General features: G+C 69.0%; 14 protein-coding genes. 8 read left to right on the plus strand and 6 right to left on the minus strand.

Annotated elements, in window-relative coordinates:
* The first annotated feature begins 99 nt into the window (after window positions 1-99).
* From tsaB to BG90_RS14680, 4 genes are read left to right on the plus strand one after another with little or no spacing between them, the layout of a single operon-like run.
* Window positions 100-870 (plus strand): tRNA (adenosine(37)-N6)-threonylcarbamoyltransferase complex dimerization subunit type 1 TsaB, encoded by a 771-nt coding sequence (tsaB, locus tag BG90_RS14665; protein WP_038801979.1) that lies wholly within the window; start codon window positions 100-102, stop codon window positions 868-870.
* Window positions 867-1,364, plus strand: a complete 498-nt coding sequence (rimI, locus tag BG90_RS14670) for a ribosomal protein S18-alanine N-acetyltransferase (protein ID WP_010104696.1) — start codon at window positions 867-869, stop codon at window positions 1,362-1,364. Before tsaB ends, rimI begins: the two co-directional genes overlap by 4 nt.
* Entirely contained in the window at window positions 1,351-2,619 is a 1,269-nt protein-coding gene (locus BG90_RS35100; RefSeq protein WP_045568192.1) for a uracil-DNA glycosylase, read from the plus strand. The genes rimI and BG90_RS35100 overlap by 14 nt, the downstream gene beginning before the upstream one ends.
* Complete coding sequence (locus BG90_RS14680; protein ID WP_010115965.1) at window positions 2,616-3,590, plus strand: DUF1853 family protein; 975 nt, start codon at window positions 2,616-2,618, stop codon at window positions 3,588-3,590. The genes BG90_RS35100 and BG90_RS14680 overlap by 4 nt, the downstream gene beginning before the upstream one ends.
* 386 nt (window positions 3,591-3,976) lie before the next feature.
* Here the strand turns inward: BG90_RS14680 and thiD are convergent, their stop codons facing one another.
* Together thiD and lplT are read right to left on the minus strand one after the other, a co-directional pair.
* Window positions 3,977-4,786, minus strand: coding sequence for a bifunctional hydroxymethylpyrimidine kinase/phosphomethylpyrimidine kinase (gene thiD, locus BG90_RS14685; protein WP_010115962.1), 810 nt, complete (start codon window positions 4,784-4,786; stop codon window positions 3,977-3,979).
* A 76-nt stretch (window positions 4,787-4,862) separates the two neighbouring features.
* Window positions 4,863-6,170 (minus strand): lysophospholipid transporter LplT, encoded by a 1,308-nt coding sequence (gene lplT, locus BG90_RS14690; protein WP_025989887.1) that lies wholly within the window; start codon window positions 6,168-6,170, stop codon window positions 4,863-4,865.
* Window positions 6,171-6,381: 211 nt separating this feature from the next.
* On the opposite strand from lplT, the gene alr reads away from it, so the two are divergent.
* The 3 genes from alr to BG90_RS14705 all read left to right on the plus strand — a co-directional run bounded on the left by alr (window position 6,382) and on the right by BG90_RS14705 (window position 9,273).
* Window positions 6,382-7,452 (plus strand): alanine racemase, encoded by a 1,071-nt coding sequence (gene alr, locus BG90_RS14695; protein ID WP_010104672.1) that lies wholly within the window; start codon window positions 6,382-6,384, stop codon window positions 7,450-7,452.
* Window positions 7,453-7,462: 10 nt separating this feature from the next.
* Entirely contained in the window at window positions 7,463-8,842 is a 1,380-nt protein-coding gene (gene radA, locus BG90_RS14700; protein WP_010115959.1) for a DNA repair protein RadA, read from the plus strand.
* 164 nt (window positions 8,843-9,006) lie between these two features.
* A complete protein-coding gene (locus BG90_RS14705; protein ID WP_010104668.1) occupies window positions 9,007-9,273 on the plus strand; it encodes a DUF2866 domain-containing protein in 267 nt (88 codons plus the stop codon).
* Between the two features lie 64 nt (window positions 9,274-9,337).
* On the opposite strand, the gene BG90_RS14710 is transcribed toward BG90_RS14705, so the two are convergent.
* Window positions 9,338-11,275 carry an ATP-binding cassette domain-containing protein gene (locus tag BG90_RS14710; protein WP_010104666.1) on the minus strand — a complete coding sequence of 646 codons (1,938 nt, stop codon included), beginning with the start codon at window positions 11,273-11,275 and terminating at the stop codon, window positions 9,338-9,340.
* Window positions 11,276-11,421: 146 nt separating this feature from the next.
* On the opposite strand from BG90_RS14710, the gene BG90_RS14715 reads away from it, so the two are divergent.
* Window positions 11,422-11,901 carry a glutathione peroxidase gene (locus tag BG90_RS14715; RefSeq protein ID WP_010104664.1) on the plus strand — a complete coding sequence of 160 codons (480 nt, stop codon included), beginning with the start codon at window positions 11,422-11,424 and terminating at the stop codon, window positions 11,899-11,901.
* A gap of 310 nt (window positions 11,902-12,211) precedes the next feature.
* Here the strand turns inward: BG90_RS14715 and BG90_RS14720 are convergent, their stop codons facing one another.
* The 3 genes from BG90_RS14720 to prmB all read right to left on the minus strand — a co-directional run bounded on the left by BG90_RS14720 (window position 12,212) and on the right by prmB (window position 15,073).
* Window positions 12,212-12,466 carry a YciI family protein gene (locus BG90_RS14720; protein ID WP_232238999.1) on the minus strand — a complete coding sequence of 85 codons (255 nt, stop codon included), beginning with the start codon at window positions 12,464-12,466 and terminating at the stop codon, window positions 12,212-12,214.
* Window positions 12,467-12,572: 106 nt separating this feature from the next.
* Entirely contained in the window at window positions 12,573-14,012 is a 1,440-nt protein-coding gene (gene cls, locus BG90_RS14725; RefSeq protein ID WP_010104660.1) for a cardiolipin synthase, read from the minus strand.
* A 137-nt stretch (window positions 14,013-14,149) separates the two neighbouring features.
* On the minus strand, window positions 14,150-15,073 hold the full coding sequence (prmB, locus tag BG90_RS14730; RefSeq protein ID WP_010104659.1) for a 50S ribosomal protein L3 N(5)-glutamine methyltransferase: 924 nt from the start codon (window positions 15,071-15,073) through the stop codon (window positions 14,150-14,152).
* Window positions 15,074-15,081: the final 8 nt, after the last annotated feature.

Here is a 15,081-nt window from a genome sequence, read left to right on the forward strand (position 1 = left end):
GGCGGGCGGCGGGTCGAGCGTTCCTTCCAAACCGATCCGCGCACGAAAGCGCGCGCGAATCGGACCGGATCGCCCGTGCGGGCTGGGCGTCGCATTACAATGTCGGCCATGACGCAAACAGTGCTCCTCGCCATCGACACGTCGACCGAGTTCTGCTCGGTCGCGCTTCTCGTCGCGGCCGCCGCGGCCGACGACGCTCCTTCCATCCGAACCTGGGTCCGCCACGAGCGGACGGGCGCCGTGTCGAGCACGCGCGTGCTGCCCGCCGTGCGCGAGGTGCTTGACGAAGCGGGGCTCGCGTTCGACGACTGCGACGCGATCGCGTTCGGCGCGGGCCCCGGCTCGTTCACCGGGCTGCGCACCGCGACGGGCGTCGTGCAAGGGCTCGCGTTCGGGCGCGCGCTGCCCGTCGTGCCGGTCGGCACGCTCGTCGCGTGCGCGGAGGCGGCGCGGCTCAACGCGGGCGACGCGGCCGGCCGCGTGACGCGCGTGCTCGCCGCGCTCGATGCGCGGATGGACGAGGTCTATTGGGCCGACTACGCGTGGGACGATGCGGCGGGCGAATGGCGCGAGATCGCGCCGGCGTCGCTTGCCGCGCCCGCCGACATGCGGGTGCCCGACGCGCCGTTCGTGCTCGCCGGCAATGCGGCGCACGCGTTCGGCGATCGCCTGCCCGCCTGCGCGCGCGCGCAGGCGATCGATTCGAATGCGCTTCCGCATGCGCTGCCGATCGCGCACGTCGCGCTGCGCGCCTACCGCGCGGGCCGTGTCGTGCCCGCCGATCGCGCGGCGCCCGAATACGTGCGCGACAAGGTCGCGCAGACCACCGCCGAGCGGCTCGCCGCGCGCGCTGACGGAGGCGGCCGATGAGCGGCGTGCTGATGACCGATCGTTATCTGACGCCGATGACGGACGCCGATCTCGACGAAGTCGTCGAGATCGAGCGCGCCGCGTACGAATTCCCGTGGTCGCGCGGCAATTTCGAGGACTCGCTGCGCAACGGCTACTTCGGCGTCTGCATGCGCCACGTGACGGGCGTGCTCGTCGGCTATTGCGTGCTGATGCCCGTCGTCGACGAGATGCATCTGCTGAATCTGTGCGTCGCGCCCGCCGCGCAGTGCTCGGGCGTCGGCCTCGCGCTGCTGCGCGAGGCGGTGCGGATCGCGCGTGCCGAGCGGCTCGACGGCGTGCTGCTCGAAGTGCGGCCGTCGAATCCGCGTGCGATTCATCTGTACGAGCGCTTCGGCTTCGTGTCGATCGGGCGGCGCAGGAACTACTATCCGGCCAAGCATCGGAGCCGGGAGGACGCAATCGTGATGCGTCTCGCATTGACGAAGGAAGGAGGCGTGCATGGCGTTGGTTGAAGCGGCGCTCGAAGAGCTGGGGCTCGCGCCCGCCTGGGTGCGGCGCGGGGTCGCGCGCGCCGAGGACGTGCAGCAGGACGCGACGACGGCGGGGCACGGCGCGGCAGCGGCTGCGCAAGCGGTGTCCGACGCCGCGTACGGCACGGCGCGCGAAAGCGCGCCGCGTGAGAAGGCGCGCGACGTCGCGGGTGCGGCGGCGCCGGCCGCCGAGCCGACGCGTGCCGCGGCGCGCGCACTGGATGCGGCCGAGCCGGCGTCGTCGGCTGGCGGTCGCGCGGCGCGCGCGCCGCTGGCGGCCGACGCACAGGTGCAAGCGGTCGCGGCCGATGCCGACGCGCAGGCGATGATTGCGTCGTCCGGGCAGAGCGCGCCGGGCGTACACGATTCGATGGTCGAGCGTGCGATGGCGGCCGGGCAGCCAGCCGCGCGCGACGAGCGGCGCGCGCCGACGCGCGGCGGCTCGCCCGATTCCGCCGGCTTCCCGCAAGAAGCCGGCGCACCGCGTGCCGCGGCGAACGCGAGCGCCGCATCGGCACACGCGCCATCCGTACGGGCCGACGGTCCGGACACGGCGGAACCCGGCGAAGACACGTCGTGGTTCGATCTCGAGCCGGTGTTCGAGCCCGCGCTGCCGGACGTCGCCGCGAAGCCCGCGGCCGCGTCTGAGCCGTCCGTCGCCGAGCTCGGCTGGGACGAGCTGCGCGCGCGAGTCGCCGACTGCCGGCGCTGCCGCCTCTGCGAGAAGCGTACGAACACGGTGTTCGGCGTCGGCGACGAGCGCGCGGACTGGATGCTGATCGGCGAGGCGCCGGGCGAGAACGAGGACAAGCAGGGCGAGCCGTTCGTCGGCCAGGCGGGCAAGCTGCTCGACAACATGCTGCGTGCGCTCGCGCTCAAGCGCGGCGAGAACGTCTACATCGCGAACGTGATCAAGTGCCGCCCGCCCGGCAACCGCAATCCGGAGCCGGATGAAGTCGCGCGCTGCGAGCCGTATCTGCAGCGCCAGGTCGCACTCGTGAAGCCGAAGCTGATCGTCGCGCTCGGCCGCTTCGCCGCGCAGACGCTCCTCAAGACCGACGCGAGCATCGCTTCGATGCGCGGGCGCGTGCATCAATACGAGGGCGTGCCCGTGATCGTCACGTACCATCCGGCGTATCTGCTGCGCAGCCTGCAGGACAAGGCGAAGGCCTGGTCCGATCTGTGCCTCGCGAACGATGCCTACCGGAACGCCGCGCCCGCCGCCGACCCGCAATGAACGCCGCGGCGTCGCCCGTGCCGCTGAGCGCTTTGCGCGACGCGGCCGTGCGCGATCTCGCATGGCTGCTGTCGAGCGCGAGCCTGCTCGCGCCGTCGGCGGGCGCGCCGCTTGCGCAGCCTTGGGCAAGCGTCGCCGATGCGGCGCGGACGGCGGCGTGGCTCGTCGCGCTCGACGCGCAGCCCGCGCCGCTGCACGACGCGCTCGCGCAGGCGCGGCCGGTGCGGCTCGGCCGCTACGCCGAATGCCTGCTCGGCTATTTCGTCGGGCATGCGCCGTCGCTGCGCCTCGTCGCCGCGAACCTGCCGCTGCGCCTCAACGGCCGCACGCTCGGCGAGTGCGATTTCCTGATCGAGACCGCGCGCGGCGAGCGCCTGCATTGGGAGCTCGCGGTCAAATGCTATCTGTGCGTCGCGACGTCGGGCGCCGCATCGCTCGTCGACTTCGTCGGACCGAATCTTGCCGACCGCTTCGATCTGAAGCGCGCGCGGCTCATTGATCATCAGCTGCTGCTGACGCGGCGCGACGAGTTCGCGTCGCTCGGTCACGCGGGGCCGTGGCGCGCGCAGATGCTCGTGAAAGGGTGGCTGTTCTATCGCGCGGGCGACGCGCGGGCGAACGGCGGGATCGCCGATCCGCCCGAAGTCGGAGCCGATCATCCGCGCGGCTTCTGGGTCACGCGCGACGCGTGGCCGGCGTTCGCCGGCGCGCAGCGGGGCGACGTCGCGTGGGCGGTGCTGCCGCGTCTCGCGTGGCTCGCGCCGCGCGCGATCGACGAGGCGGCGGCGACGCAGGGCCCTGGTGCGCTGCTCGCGGCGGATGCGGTTCTCGCGCAGGTCGCGGAGCAGGCGGGGCCGTCGCTCGTCGCGGCGCTCGCGCGCGATGACGACGCGATGTGGCGCGAAATCACGCGCGGCTTCATCGTGCCCGACGATTGGCCGGAACGTGCGGCGGCGTTTGCTGCGCGTTGATGCGCGGTGGGGGCGGGGCGGGCATCCGGTCGCTGGAGCGCTTCGTGCGGAATCCAGTTGCCCAGTTGCGCGCGACGCTTGTGCTCGTTATCGAGCGCTAGATGCGCGACGCTCGTTCGCCTATTTGCCTATTTGCCTATTTGCGCGCGTCGAAGCCGTGCTCGACGACTCGCTCGCTCGCCGCGACGCACGGCGCGCGCAATACGTCGCACCGGCGCGCGATCCGATCGATCCGAGCATGATGCCCGAGCGCGACGCGCGCGTTATCGCGACGGCACAGTGCGGCGCGTGAAAAACGAGAGGCAGGCGCGCCGATCGGCGAGAACCCGCCACCGGGCGATGCGAAAGCCGCGCCTCCCGCGCCTTTTGCATCGATCGCGGCCCGCTCACCACCACCGATAGAAATGATGGACCGGCCCGACGCCATGCCCGACGTCGAGCCGCCCGCTCGCGCCGATCGCGCCCGTCAGATAGATTTTCGCGTCGGCAATCGCGTCCGCGAGCGTCGGCCGCTGCGGCAGCAGCGCGGCGATCGCCGACGACAGCGTGCACCCCGTGCCGTGCGTGTTCGCGACCGGCAGCCGCGTGCCCGGGAAGCGCTGCGCGCCGCCCGTGTGAATCAGCCAGTCCGGGCTCTCGTGCTCGGCGCCGAGATGGCCGCCCTTCATCAGCACCGCCTTCGCGCCGCGCGCGATGAGCGCTTCGCCCTGACGCACCATCTCGTCCTCGGTCGTCGCGATCGCGACGCCGAGCAGCTCGGCGGCTTCCGGCAGATTCGGCGTGACGAGATCGGCGAGCGGCAGCAACGCGTTGCGCAGCGCGTCGACCGCGTCGGGCGCGAGGAGCGCGTGCGAGCTCTTCGAGATCATCACCGTGTCGAGCACGACGTGGCGCGGCGCGTAGCGTGCGAGCGCCGCCGCGACCGTGCGCACGATCGACGCGTTCGCGAGCATGCCGATCTTCACCGCGTCGATGCGGATGTCGTCGAACACGGCATCGAGCTGCGCGGCGACGAAGCCTGCGTCGGGCGCGTGCACGCCCGTCACGCCGCGCGTGTTCTGCGCGGTGAGCGCGGTGATCACGCTCGCGCCGTACGCGCCGAGCGCGGAGAAGGTCTTCAGGTCGGCCTGGATGCCTGCGCCGCCGCCGGAGTCGGAGCCGGCGATCGTGAGCGCGTTGGGAATCGGTCGGGTCATGGGCGGGATGCGTCGATGAAAAACGCGGGCGGAAGGCGCGGGCGGCGGCGCGGCGAATACGCGCCCGCACCGCGCATCAGTGTTTCGATTCGCCGATCAGGGCGACCGAATCGAAGCGGCGCTGATTCGCGACGTGCAGCCGCATCACGAGCCACATCGTCAGGCAGACGAACGTGCCGAACAGCACGATCACGACGCCGACCGACACGTCGAGCCACACGAGCGCCGCATACAGGCAGAGCATCACGAGCACGGACAGGTTCTCGTTGAAGTTCTGCACCGCGATCGAATGTCCGGCCGACAGCAGCACGTGGCCGCGATGCTGGAGGAGCGCGTTCATCGGCACGACGAAGAAGCCCGACAGCGCGCCGACGAACATCAGGAACACGTACGCGACGAGCAGGTAGACGGGCACGTGCATGCGCCCGATGTGCAGCGCCCAGTGCGCGGGGAACAGCTCGCGCGTGTAGAACGCCATCAGCATCACCGCGATGCCCATGATGATGCCCACCGGCAGCACGGTCAGCGACTTGCGCAGCGGGATCTGGCTCGCCGCGATCATCGCGCCCGCCGCGACGCCGAGCGCGACCACCGCCTGCAGGATCGCGCCTTCGGACAGCGACATGCCGAGCGACACTTCCGCCCACTTGAGGACGATGAACTGCAGCGTCGCGCCCGCGCCCCAGAAGAGCGTCGTGACGGCGAGCGAGATCTGGCCGAGCTTGTCGCGCCAGAGCGTGACGAAGCAGTCGGCGAAATCGGTGACGAGCTTGAGCGGGCCGTGCTGCTGCTTCGGATAGCGCGCGCCCGTGTCGGGGATGCGCAGATTGAAGAGCGCGGCCGTGGCGTAGATCGCCATGATGACGAGCATCGCCGCTTCGGCGGGCGTGTTGATCGAAGGCGGCGTGTGCGCGATCACGTGCGACGCGATCTTCGGGCTGATGAGCGCGCCGCCCAGCACCGTGCCGAGGATGATCGAGCCGACCGTCGTGCCTTCGATCCAGCCGTTCGCGGCGACGAGCCGCTCGGGCGGCAGGAGCTCGGTCAGAATGCCGTACTTCGCGGGCGAATAGGCGGCGGCGCCGAAGCCGACGATCCCGTACGCGATGAGCGGGTGCGCGCCGACCAGCATGATGAGGCAGCCGACGACCTTGATCGAATTGGTGATGAACATCACGTGCCCTTTCGGGCGGGAATCGGCGAATGCGCCGACGAATGCGGCGAGCACCACGTACGACAGGACGAAGAACAGCTTCAGGAGCGGTATCATCCAGTTCGGCGCGTGGAGATCTTTGAGCAGGGCGATTGCGGCGATGAGAAGAGCGCTGTCGGCCAACGACGAGAAAAACTGCGCGGCCATGATGGAGTAAAAACCTTTTTTCATCTGAAGCGATGCTTTCCTCGCGGCGGCTCGGCCGCGCGGGCCGTGCAATCGGACTTATTCCGTTCGAAATGGGTTGTGCGCACGGCTTTATATCACGAAAATACGTCAATTCGGACTAGCAAGATTCCCCGAACGTTCCGCGCATTGTTCGCATCGCGCCCAAAAGGCGCGATAAGCTGATGATTCGCAAGCGTCTTTACTGAAATTTCCTATGCCGCGCCCGATTTCCGCCACGATCCACACCGCAGCCCTCGCGAACAATCTTACCGTCGTGCGCCGCCACGCCGCCCACTCGAAGGTCTGGGCGATCGTCAAGGCGAACGCCTACGGGCACGGCCTCGCACGGGTCTTTCCCGGGCTGCGCGGCACCGACGGCTTTGGCCTTCTCGACCTCGACGAGGCCGTGAAGCTGCGCGAGCTCGGCTGGGCGGGTCCGATCCTGCTGCTCGAAGGCTTCTTCCGCTCGACCGACATCGACGTGATCGACCGCTACAGCCTGACGACCGCGGTGCACAACGACGAGCAGATGCGGATGCTCGAAACCGCGCGGCTGTCGAAGCCCGTCAACGTCCAGCTCAAGATGAACAGCGGGATGAACCGGCTCGGCTACACGCCGGAGAAGTTCCGCGCCGCGTGGGAGCGGGCGCGCGCATGCCCCGGCATCGGCCAGATCACGTTGATGACCCATTTTTCGGACGCCGACAGCGAACGCGGCGTCGCCGACCAGATTGCCACGTTCGAGCGCGGCGCGGAAGGGATCGCCGGCGCGCGCAGCCTCGCGAACTCGGCCGCCGTGCTCTGGCACCCGTCGACGCACTTCGACTGGGTGCGGCCCGGCATCATGCTGTACGGCGCGTCGCCGTCCGGGCGCTCGGCGGACATCGCCGACAAGGGGCTGAAGCCGACGATGACGCTCGCGTCCGAGCTGATCGCCGTGCAGACGCTCGCGAAAGGGCAGACGGTCGGCTATGGCTCCATGTTCGCCGCGCAGGACACGATGCGCATCGGCGTCGTCGCGTGCGGCTACGCGGACGGCTATCCGCGAATCGCGCCCGAGGGCACGCCCGTCGTCGTCGACGGCGTGCGCACGCGGATCGTCGGCCGCGTGTCGATGGACATGATCACCGTCGACCTCACGCCCGTGCCGCAGGCGGGCGTCGGCTCGCGCGTCGAACTGTGGGGCGAGACGCTCCCCATCGACGACGTCGCCGCGCAATGCGGGACGGTCGGCTACGAGCTGATGTGCGCGGTCGCGCCGCGCGTGCCGGTGCGTGCTGAATAAGGGCGCGCGCGTGGCGAAGCAAAAGACGGTATTCGTCTGCACCGAATGCGGCGGGCAGACGCCGAAGTGGCAGGGGCAATGCCCGTCGTGCCAGGCATGGAACACCCTCGTCGAGTCGGTCGAGAGCTCGCCGTCCGCGCACCGCTTCAAGTCGCTCGCGAAGCAGGCGCCGGTGCAGCGGCTCGCGGACATCGAGGCGGCCGACGTGCCGCGCTTTTCGACCGGGATCGGCGAATTCGACCGGGTGCTGGGCGGCGGGCTCGTCGCGGGCGGCGTCGTGCTGATCGGCGGCGATCCGGGGATCGGCAAGTCGACGCTGCTGTTGCAGTCGCTCGCGCAGATCGCGAGCGAGCGGCCGGCGCTCTATATCAGCGGCGAGGAATCGGGCGCGCAGATCGCACTGCGTGCGCAGCGGCTCGCGCTCCTCGACGGCAGCGGCGCGAGCGCGGCCGATCTGAAGCTCCTTGCCGAAATCCAGCTCGAGAAGATCCAGGCGACGATCGACGCCGAGCGGCCCGACGTCGCGGTCATCGACTCGATCCAGACGATTTATTCGGAAGCGCTGACGTCGGCGCCCGGCTCGGTCGCGCAGGTGCGCGAATGCGCGGCGCAATTGACGCGTATCGCGAAACAATCGGGCACCGCGATCATCATGGTCGGGCACGTGACGAAGGAGGGCAACCTTGCGGGCCCGCGCGTGCTCGAGCACATCGTCGATACCGTGCTGTATTTCGAAGGCGACACGCATTCGTCGTTTCGCCTTGTGCGCGCGTTCAAGAACCGCTTCGGCGCGGTCAACGAGCTTGGCGTGTTCGCGATGACGGAGCGCGGCCTGCGCGGCGTCGCGAATCCGTCCGCGCTGTTTCTGTCGCAGCACACGGAGGTCGTGCCGGGTTCGTGCGTGCTCGTCACGCAGGAAGGCACGCGGCCGCTCCTCGTCGAGGTGCAGGCGCTCGTCGACACCGCGAACGTGCCGAATCCGCGCCGGCTCGCGGTCGGCCTCGAGCAGAACCGGCTCGCGATGCTGCTCGCCGTGCTGCACCGGCACGCGGGGATCGCGTGCTTCGATCAGGACGTGTTCCTGAACGCGGTCGGCGGCGTCAAGATTACCGAGCCGGCCGCCGACCTCGCGGTGCTGCTCGCGATTCATTCGTCGATGCGTAACAAACCGTTGCCAAAGGGTCTGATCGTATTCGGCGAAGTCGGGCTCGCGGGCGAGATCCGGCCGTCGCCGCGCGGGCAGGAACGCCTGCGCGAAGCGGCGAAGCTCGGCTTCACGACCGCGCTGATTCCGAAGGCGAATGCGCCGAAACAGCCGATCGACGGGCTTCGCGTGCATGCGGTCGAGCGGATCGAGCAGGCGATCGACCAGATTCGCGTGCTCGAATGAGCGCGGCGGCGAGCCGGCGGGTTCCGGCCCCGCGCCTTTCGCGCTCCGATCGGGGGCGTAAAACCATGTAACGTTTTGGTACGCTGATGTAACCCTTTTGCAGCCTGTTTTTTTCTATGCTTGCCCAGGTTGTCTGCCGCATGACGCGGAAAAAGGGAAGCGTGTTGAAACGATCTCATCATTCAGGTGCGCAAAAGCGCACGTACAACGTGCGGGGTTGCCGCGTGTCCGAGCCGATCGGCGCGCCGTGGGGCGGCGGTTGCCGGATCGTCGAATGGGTCAGCGGAGACGGGCGGATCGCCCGCCGCGTCGCCGCCGTCAACGTGACCGAGGCGGAAGTCTATGCGATGATCCGCCGGCCGCTCGAAGGCCGTCGCTATCTGATGGTCGACGACGAGCAGATGCCGCGCGACACGCTGCCGCGGCGCTGATTTCCGACTGCGGGGCGTCGGCGCGATCCGACATCGGCGCGCCGCTCGCCGCTCGCCGCTCGCGTTACCCGATTTTCTCCAGTTCATCCTGCGCGCCGAGCCAGTCGGCTTCGAGCGCTTCGATGCGGCCGTTGACGTCGCCCAGCTTGCGGATCGCATCGGTGAGGTGCGCCTTCTGTTCCGCCGCGTAGGTCGCCGGATCGGCGACGAACGCATCGAGCTCCGCCTTTTCGGCGTGGAGCCGCTCCATTTCCTTCTCGATCTTCGCGATGCGCGTCTGCAGCGGCTTCTTCAGTTGCGACAGCCGTTGGCGCGCTTCCGCTTCCTGGCGCTTCTGATCCTTGCGGTTGACCGCGGTCGCGCCGTTGACGTCGCTCGCCGAGCCCGCATCGCCCTTCGCCGCCGCGCGCTGCTCGGCCGCGTGCTGCAGCAGCCAGTCGCGGTAGTCGTCGAGATCGCCGTCGAACGGCTGCAGCCGGTGCTTCGCGACGAGCATGAACTGGTCGGTCGTCGCGCGCAGCAAGTGGCGGTCGTGCGACACGAGGATCAGCGTGCCTTCGAATTGCGCGAGCGCCATCGTGAGCGCGTGGCGCGTCTCGAGATCGAGGTGGTTGGTCGGTTCGTCGAGGAGCAGCAGATTCGGCTTCTGCCAGATGATGAGCGCGAGTGCGAGTCGCGCCTTTTCGCCACCCGAGAACGGCGCGATCGGCGCGGTCGCCATGTCGCCCGAGAAGTTGAAGCCGCCGAGGAAATCGCGCAGCTCCTGCTCGCGCGTGTCGGGCGCGAGGCGCGCGAGGTGCGCGAGCGCCGAATCGTCGGGGCGCAGCGTCTCGAGCTGATGCTGCGCGAAATAGCCGATCGTCAGGCCCTTTCCGGTGCGCACGTCGCCCGCGAGCGGCGCGAGCGTGCTCGCGAGCGTCTTGATGAGCGTCGACTTGCCTTGGCCGTTCGCGCCTAGGAGGCCGATCCGCTGGCCGTTCTGGATCGACAGCGCGACGCGCTCGACGATCGGAATCTCGCCGCCGTCGTCAGCAAGATAGCCGCAGCGCACGTCCTCCATCACGAGCATCGGGTTCGGCGCGGAGTCGGGCGTGCGGAACTCGAACGTGAACGGCGACGCGACGTGCGCGGGCGCGATCAACTCCATCTTCTCGAGCGCCTTCATCCGGCTTTGCGCCTGCTTTGCCTTCGTCGCCTTCGCCTTGAAGCGGTCGATGAAGCTCTGCAGATGTTCGATCGTCTTCCGTTGCTTCTCGTAAGCGCTTTGCTGCAGCTCGAGCTGCTGCGCGCGCAGCACTTCGAATTGCGAGTAGTTGCCGCCATAGCGCTTCACCTGGCGGTTTTCCAGGTGCAGCGTCACGCTGCAGACGGCGTCGAGGAATTCGCGATCGTGCGAAATGACGACGAGCGTGCCCGGATAGCGATGCAGCCAGTCTTCGAGCCAGACGATCGCGTCGAGATCCAGGTGGTTCGTCGGTTCGTCGAGGAGCAGCAGGTCGGAGCGGCACATCAGCGCCTGCGCAAGATTGAGGCGCATCCGCCAGCCGCCCGAGAAGCTCGAGACGCTTTCGCGCGTCTGCGCGAGCGTGAAGCCGAGCCCGAGCAGCAGCGCTTCGGCGCGCGCGGGCGCGGTGTAGCCGTCGGCGTCGGCGAACGCCGCATGCGCTTCGGCTTCGGCTGCGCCGTCGTGCGCGGCGGACGCTTGCGCGATGCGCGCCTCGATCGCGCGCAGCGCGGCGTCGCCGTCGAGCGTGTAGTCGAGCGCGCTGCGATCGACGGCGGGCGTCTCCTGCGACACGTGCGCGATGCGCCACGACGGCGGCATCGCGAAGTCGCCCGCGTCCGCGTGCAGTTCGCCGCGCAGCACCGCGAAGAGCGTCGATTTGCCGGCGCCGTTCGCGCCGACGAGGCCCGCTTTCTCGCCGGGATTCAGCGTGAACGAGGTCGCGTCGAAGAGCGGCTTCGTGCCGCGGGCGAGGCTGAACTGATTGAAACGGATCACGGCGAAAAAAGCTCGGAAAAACCGCTATTCTAGACTGCGAGCCGCGAGCGGGGGATCGTCCGGATGGCGGAGTGTGCGCACGGCGCCGAATTCGCCTAGACTTCGGCGGACAGCATGACCCTATCAAAACAGGGAGGAACGAGCCGATGTCGGAACTTTATTCATTCAGCGCGCAGGCGCTCACGGGCGGCGAGGTGCCGCTCGAGCAGTACAGGGGCAAGGTGCTCCTCATCGTCAACACCGCGAGCGAGTGCGGGTTCACGCCGCAATACGGGGGGCTGCAGCAGCTGTACGACCGCTTTCGCGAACGCGGGCTCGTCGTGCTCGGCTTTCCGTGCAACCAGTTCGGCAAGCAGGAGCCGGGCGACGCGTCGCAGATCGGCGCGTTCTGCGAGAAGAACTTCGGCGTCACGTTTCCGATGTTCGCGAAGATCGACGTGAACGGCGCGAATGCGCATCCGCTGTACCGCTATCTGACCGAGGAGGCGCCCGGCATTCTCGGCCTCAAGGCGATCAAGTGGAATTTCACGAAATTTCTCGTGAGCCGGGAGGGCGAGATCGTCAAGCGCTACGCGCCGTCGACGAAGCCCGACGATATCGCCGAGGACGTCGAGAAGCTGCTCTGAGCCGGGCGGCGGCGCGCCGCGGCGCGAGCCGGGTGCGCCGGAGCTGAAAGGGCGGGCGGCCGATGAAGGCCGGTTGCGCTTCCTGGCGCGCCGGCGCGATGGTGTAGCGGTGCGGCGTCCGAGCGGGTCGCACGACGAGCGCATTTTCGGTCGGCGCCGCGGACATCGCGTTCGATGATGTCGCGTTCGAATGCGGCGAAGTGGGCGAGCGGGGCGGCTCGCCCATGAGGGAACGCGTTCCGGCGCCGCGATCCGAGCAGTCGTGGACGCCACGCGCGCGCCGGCGCATGTTCCCCCCCGCGGTGGGCGGCTACGTCAGCACTTCCTGCCATTCCTGAAGCGTCCAATTGCTCACGACGCCGCCCGTCACGAATGGATCGCCGCTCGCGAATTCTTCCGCCGCTTCACGGCTCGCGAAGATGCCGAGCGCGCCTTGCGCAGGATCGGCGAACGGACCTGCCATCAGCAACACGCCGCGCGCATGGAATTCGCGCAGCCGCGCGACGTGCGCGGCGCGGAGCGTGGCGGCCTTCCCGAGGCCGTCCGGCGCCATCTGATAGAACATCACGCATTTCATCGGGAAGCCCCCGTCATTTGTCGGGCCGGAATCGGGCCGGCGAGGTTGGTTTAGGCGCGGTGCCGACGGCGCGCGCGTGCGCGCTATGCGCCCGTCAGAGAATCGGCGCGAACAGCCGCGCGATATGCATCGCGACGCGCCGCCACGCGGGCGAGCGTCGGTACTCGCTCAGATCCACTTCGAACGCATCGTTGAAATCGCGTTCGAGCATCGCTTCGACTTCGGTCGCGAAGCCTTCGTCGACCGTCAGCACCATGATCTCGAAATTCAGCCGGAACGAGCGGTTGTCGAGGTTCGCGCTGCCGACGGCGGCCGCCGCGCGGTCGATCAGCACGACCTTCTGATGCAGGAACCCGGGCCGGTAGCGGAAGATCCGCACGCCCGCGTCGACGAGATCGCGCGCATAGAGCTTCGACGCTTCGAACACGACGTAGTGATCGCGCCGGCTCGGAATCAGCACCCGCACGTCGACGCCGCGCATCACCGCGAGCTTCAGCGCGGAGATCACCGCCTCGTCGGGCACGAGGTAGGGCGTCGTGATCCACACGCGCTCGCGCGCCGCGTTGATCGCCTCCGCGAAGAAGAGCGAACCCGTCTCCTGCTTGTCGGCGGGACCCATCGGCACGACGAGGCAGTGCATGTCGGCGTCGGGAGCGGGCGCGGGCGGCGGCGCCTGCGGCGGCAGCGACTGCGTCGCCCAGTGCCAGTCCTCGGCGAACACGTACTGGATGTTCGCGACGGCAGGACCGCGCACCTCGATGTGCGTGTCGCGCCACGGCGACAGCCGCGGATTGCCGCCGAGATATTCGACGCCGACATTGTGTCCGCCGACGAACGCGCGCTCGCCGTCGACGACGACGATCTTGCGGTGGTTGCGGAAGTTGAGCTGGAAGCGGTTGACGAACTGCTTGTTGGTCGCGAACGGATGCACTTCGACGCCGCCTTCGCGCAGCGCGTGCACGTAGCTCGACGGCAGATCGAAGCTGCCGATGCTGTCGTACAGCAGATAGCAGCGCACGCCCGCTTGCGCGCGCGCGATCAGCGCATCGCGCAGCATCGCGCCGAGCGCATCGTCGCGGACGATGAAGAACTGGACGATCACGTAGCTGCGCGCGGCGTCGATCGCCGCGAGGATCGCGGAGAACGTCGCGTCGCCGTTGACGAGCGTGCGCACCGCGTTGCCGGCGACGAACGGCATCCCGACGAGGCGCGTGAGCGCGCGCACGCGCGCGAGGCCGAGCGCTTCCTTCGGCGCGCCGAGCGTCGAGCCCTCTGCATCCCACGGCGCCGGATGCGCGCGGGTGCGCAGCGCCTCGGTCTCGTGGCGGCGCGCGTCGACGTAGCCGGAGAACTTGCTGCGGCCGAGGAACAGATACGGGATCAGCGTCAGGTACGGCATCGCCGTCAACGACACCGCCCATGCGATCGCGCCTTGCGACGTGCGCGTGTTCAGGATCGCATGGCAGGCCGCGATCACGCCGAGCACGTGCGCGAGGCCGATGAAGGTGCCGAGATGGAGCCAATCGAGGGTCATGAGCGCGTTGGATTCCTGAAGGAGGCCACGCGGCGCGCCGCGACCGGGCGCCGCTTACGCGCATCTTACCGAAGCGTGCGCGCGAGCGGCCACTCCGTACGAACCGGACGGGCCGGCTCGCACGGACGAGCGCGGCTTCAGCCGGCGACGGCGGGCAGGTCGCTAGCGTGGATCAGGAACACGCCGTCGTCGCCCGCGCTCGTCGACAGCCAAACGAGATCGAGGCCGCCGAACGCCGCCTCGACGTTCGCACGCTCGTTGCCGATCTCGACGACGAGCACGCCGTCGTCCTTCAGCCACCGGCGCGCTTCGCCGATGATGCGGCGCACGATGTCCATCCCGTCCGCGCCGCCCGCGAGCGCCATCTCCGGCTCGTGCCGGTACTCGGCGGGCAGCTCGGCCATCGAATCCGCGTTTACGTACGGCGGATTCGTGATGATCACGTCGTAGCGCTGCTCCGGATCGAGCGACCTGGATGGCGGCAGCGGCGCATACAGGTCGCCGTGATGGAGCGCGATCTGCTCGTCGAGCCCGTAGTCGCCGCGATTGATCTTCGCGACTTCGAGCGCGTCGGCCGACAGGTCGACCGCGTCGACGCTCGCGTTCGGAAACGCGAGCGCCGCGAGGATCGCGAGGCAGCCGGAGCCCGTGCACAGCTCGAGCACCGAGCCGACGAGCGCGGGATCTTCGACAAACGGCTGCAGGCCGTCGTCGAGCAGCTCGCCGATGAACGAGCGCGGCACGATCACGCGCTCGTCGACGTAGAAGCGATGGCCGTGCATCCACGCTTCGTGCGTGATGTACGCGGCGGGCACGCGCTCGGTCGCGCGTCGCTCGATCACGGCGAGCACCGCGTCGATCTCGTCGGGCGCGAGGCGCGCGTCGAGAAACGGCTCGAGCGTGTCAAGCGGCAGATGCAGCGTGTGCAGCACGAGATAGACGGCTTCGTCGAACGCGTTGTCCGAGCCGTGGCCGAACGCGAGCTTCGCCTTCGAGAAGCGCGACACCGCGTAGCGGACGAGGTCGCGGACGGTCTTGAACGGGGAGGGGGATGTGGTCATCGAGCGGT

The sequence above is a fragment of the Burkholderia oklahomensis C6786 genome (assembly GCF_000959365.1).
GTDB classification, from domain to species: domain Bacteria; phylum Pseudomonadota; class Gammaproteobacteria; order Burkholderiales; family Burkholderiaceae; genus Burkholderia; species Burkholderia oklahomensis.

Excerpts from the sequence above, each read along its gene's own strand:
- tsaB (WP_038801979.1), top strand. The coding sequence starts at position 100 with ATGTCGGCCATGACGCAAACAGTGCTCCTCGCCATCGACACGTCGACC.
- rimI (WP_010104696.1), top strand. The coding sequence starts at position 867 with ATGAGCGGCGTGCTGATGACCGATCGTTATCTGACGCCGATGACGGAC.
- BG90_RS35100 (WP_045568192.1), top strand. The coding sequence starts at position 1,351 with ATGGCGTTGGTTGAAGCGGCGCTCGAAGAGCTGGGGCTCGCGCCCGCC.
- BG90_RS14680 (WP_010115965.1), top strand. The coding sequence starts at position 2,616 with ATGAACGCCGCGGCGTCGCCCGTGCCGCTGAGCGCTTTGCGCGACGCG.
- thiD (WP_010115962.1), bottom strand. The coding sequence starts at position 4,786 with ATGACCCGACCGATTCCCAACGCGCTCACGATCGCCGGCTCCGACTCC.
- lplT (WP_025989887.1), bottom strand. The coding sequence starts at position 6,170 with ATGAAAAAAGGTTTTTACTCCATCATGGCCGCGCAGTTTTTCTCGTCG.
- alr (WP_010104672.1), top strand. The coding sequence starts at position 6,382 with ATGCCGCGCCCGATTTCCGCCACGATCCACACCGCAGCCCTCGCGAAC.
- BG90_RS14715 (WP_010104664.1), top strand. The coding sequence starts at position 11,422 with ATGTCGGAACTTTATTCATTCAGCGCGCAGGCGCTCACGGGCGGCGAG.
- BG90_RS14720 (WP_232238999.1), bottom strand. The coding sequence starts at position 12,466 with ATGTTCTATCAGATGGCGCCGGACGGCCTCGGGAAGGCCGCCACGCTC.
- cls (WP_010104660.1), bottom strand. The coding sequence starts at position 14,012 with ATGACCCTCGATTGGCTCCATCTCGGCACCTTCATCGGCCTCGCGCAC.
- prmB (WP_010104659.1), bottom strand. The coding sequence starts at position 15,073 with ATGACCACATCCCCCTCCCCGTTCAAGACCGTCCGCGACCTCGTCCGC.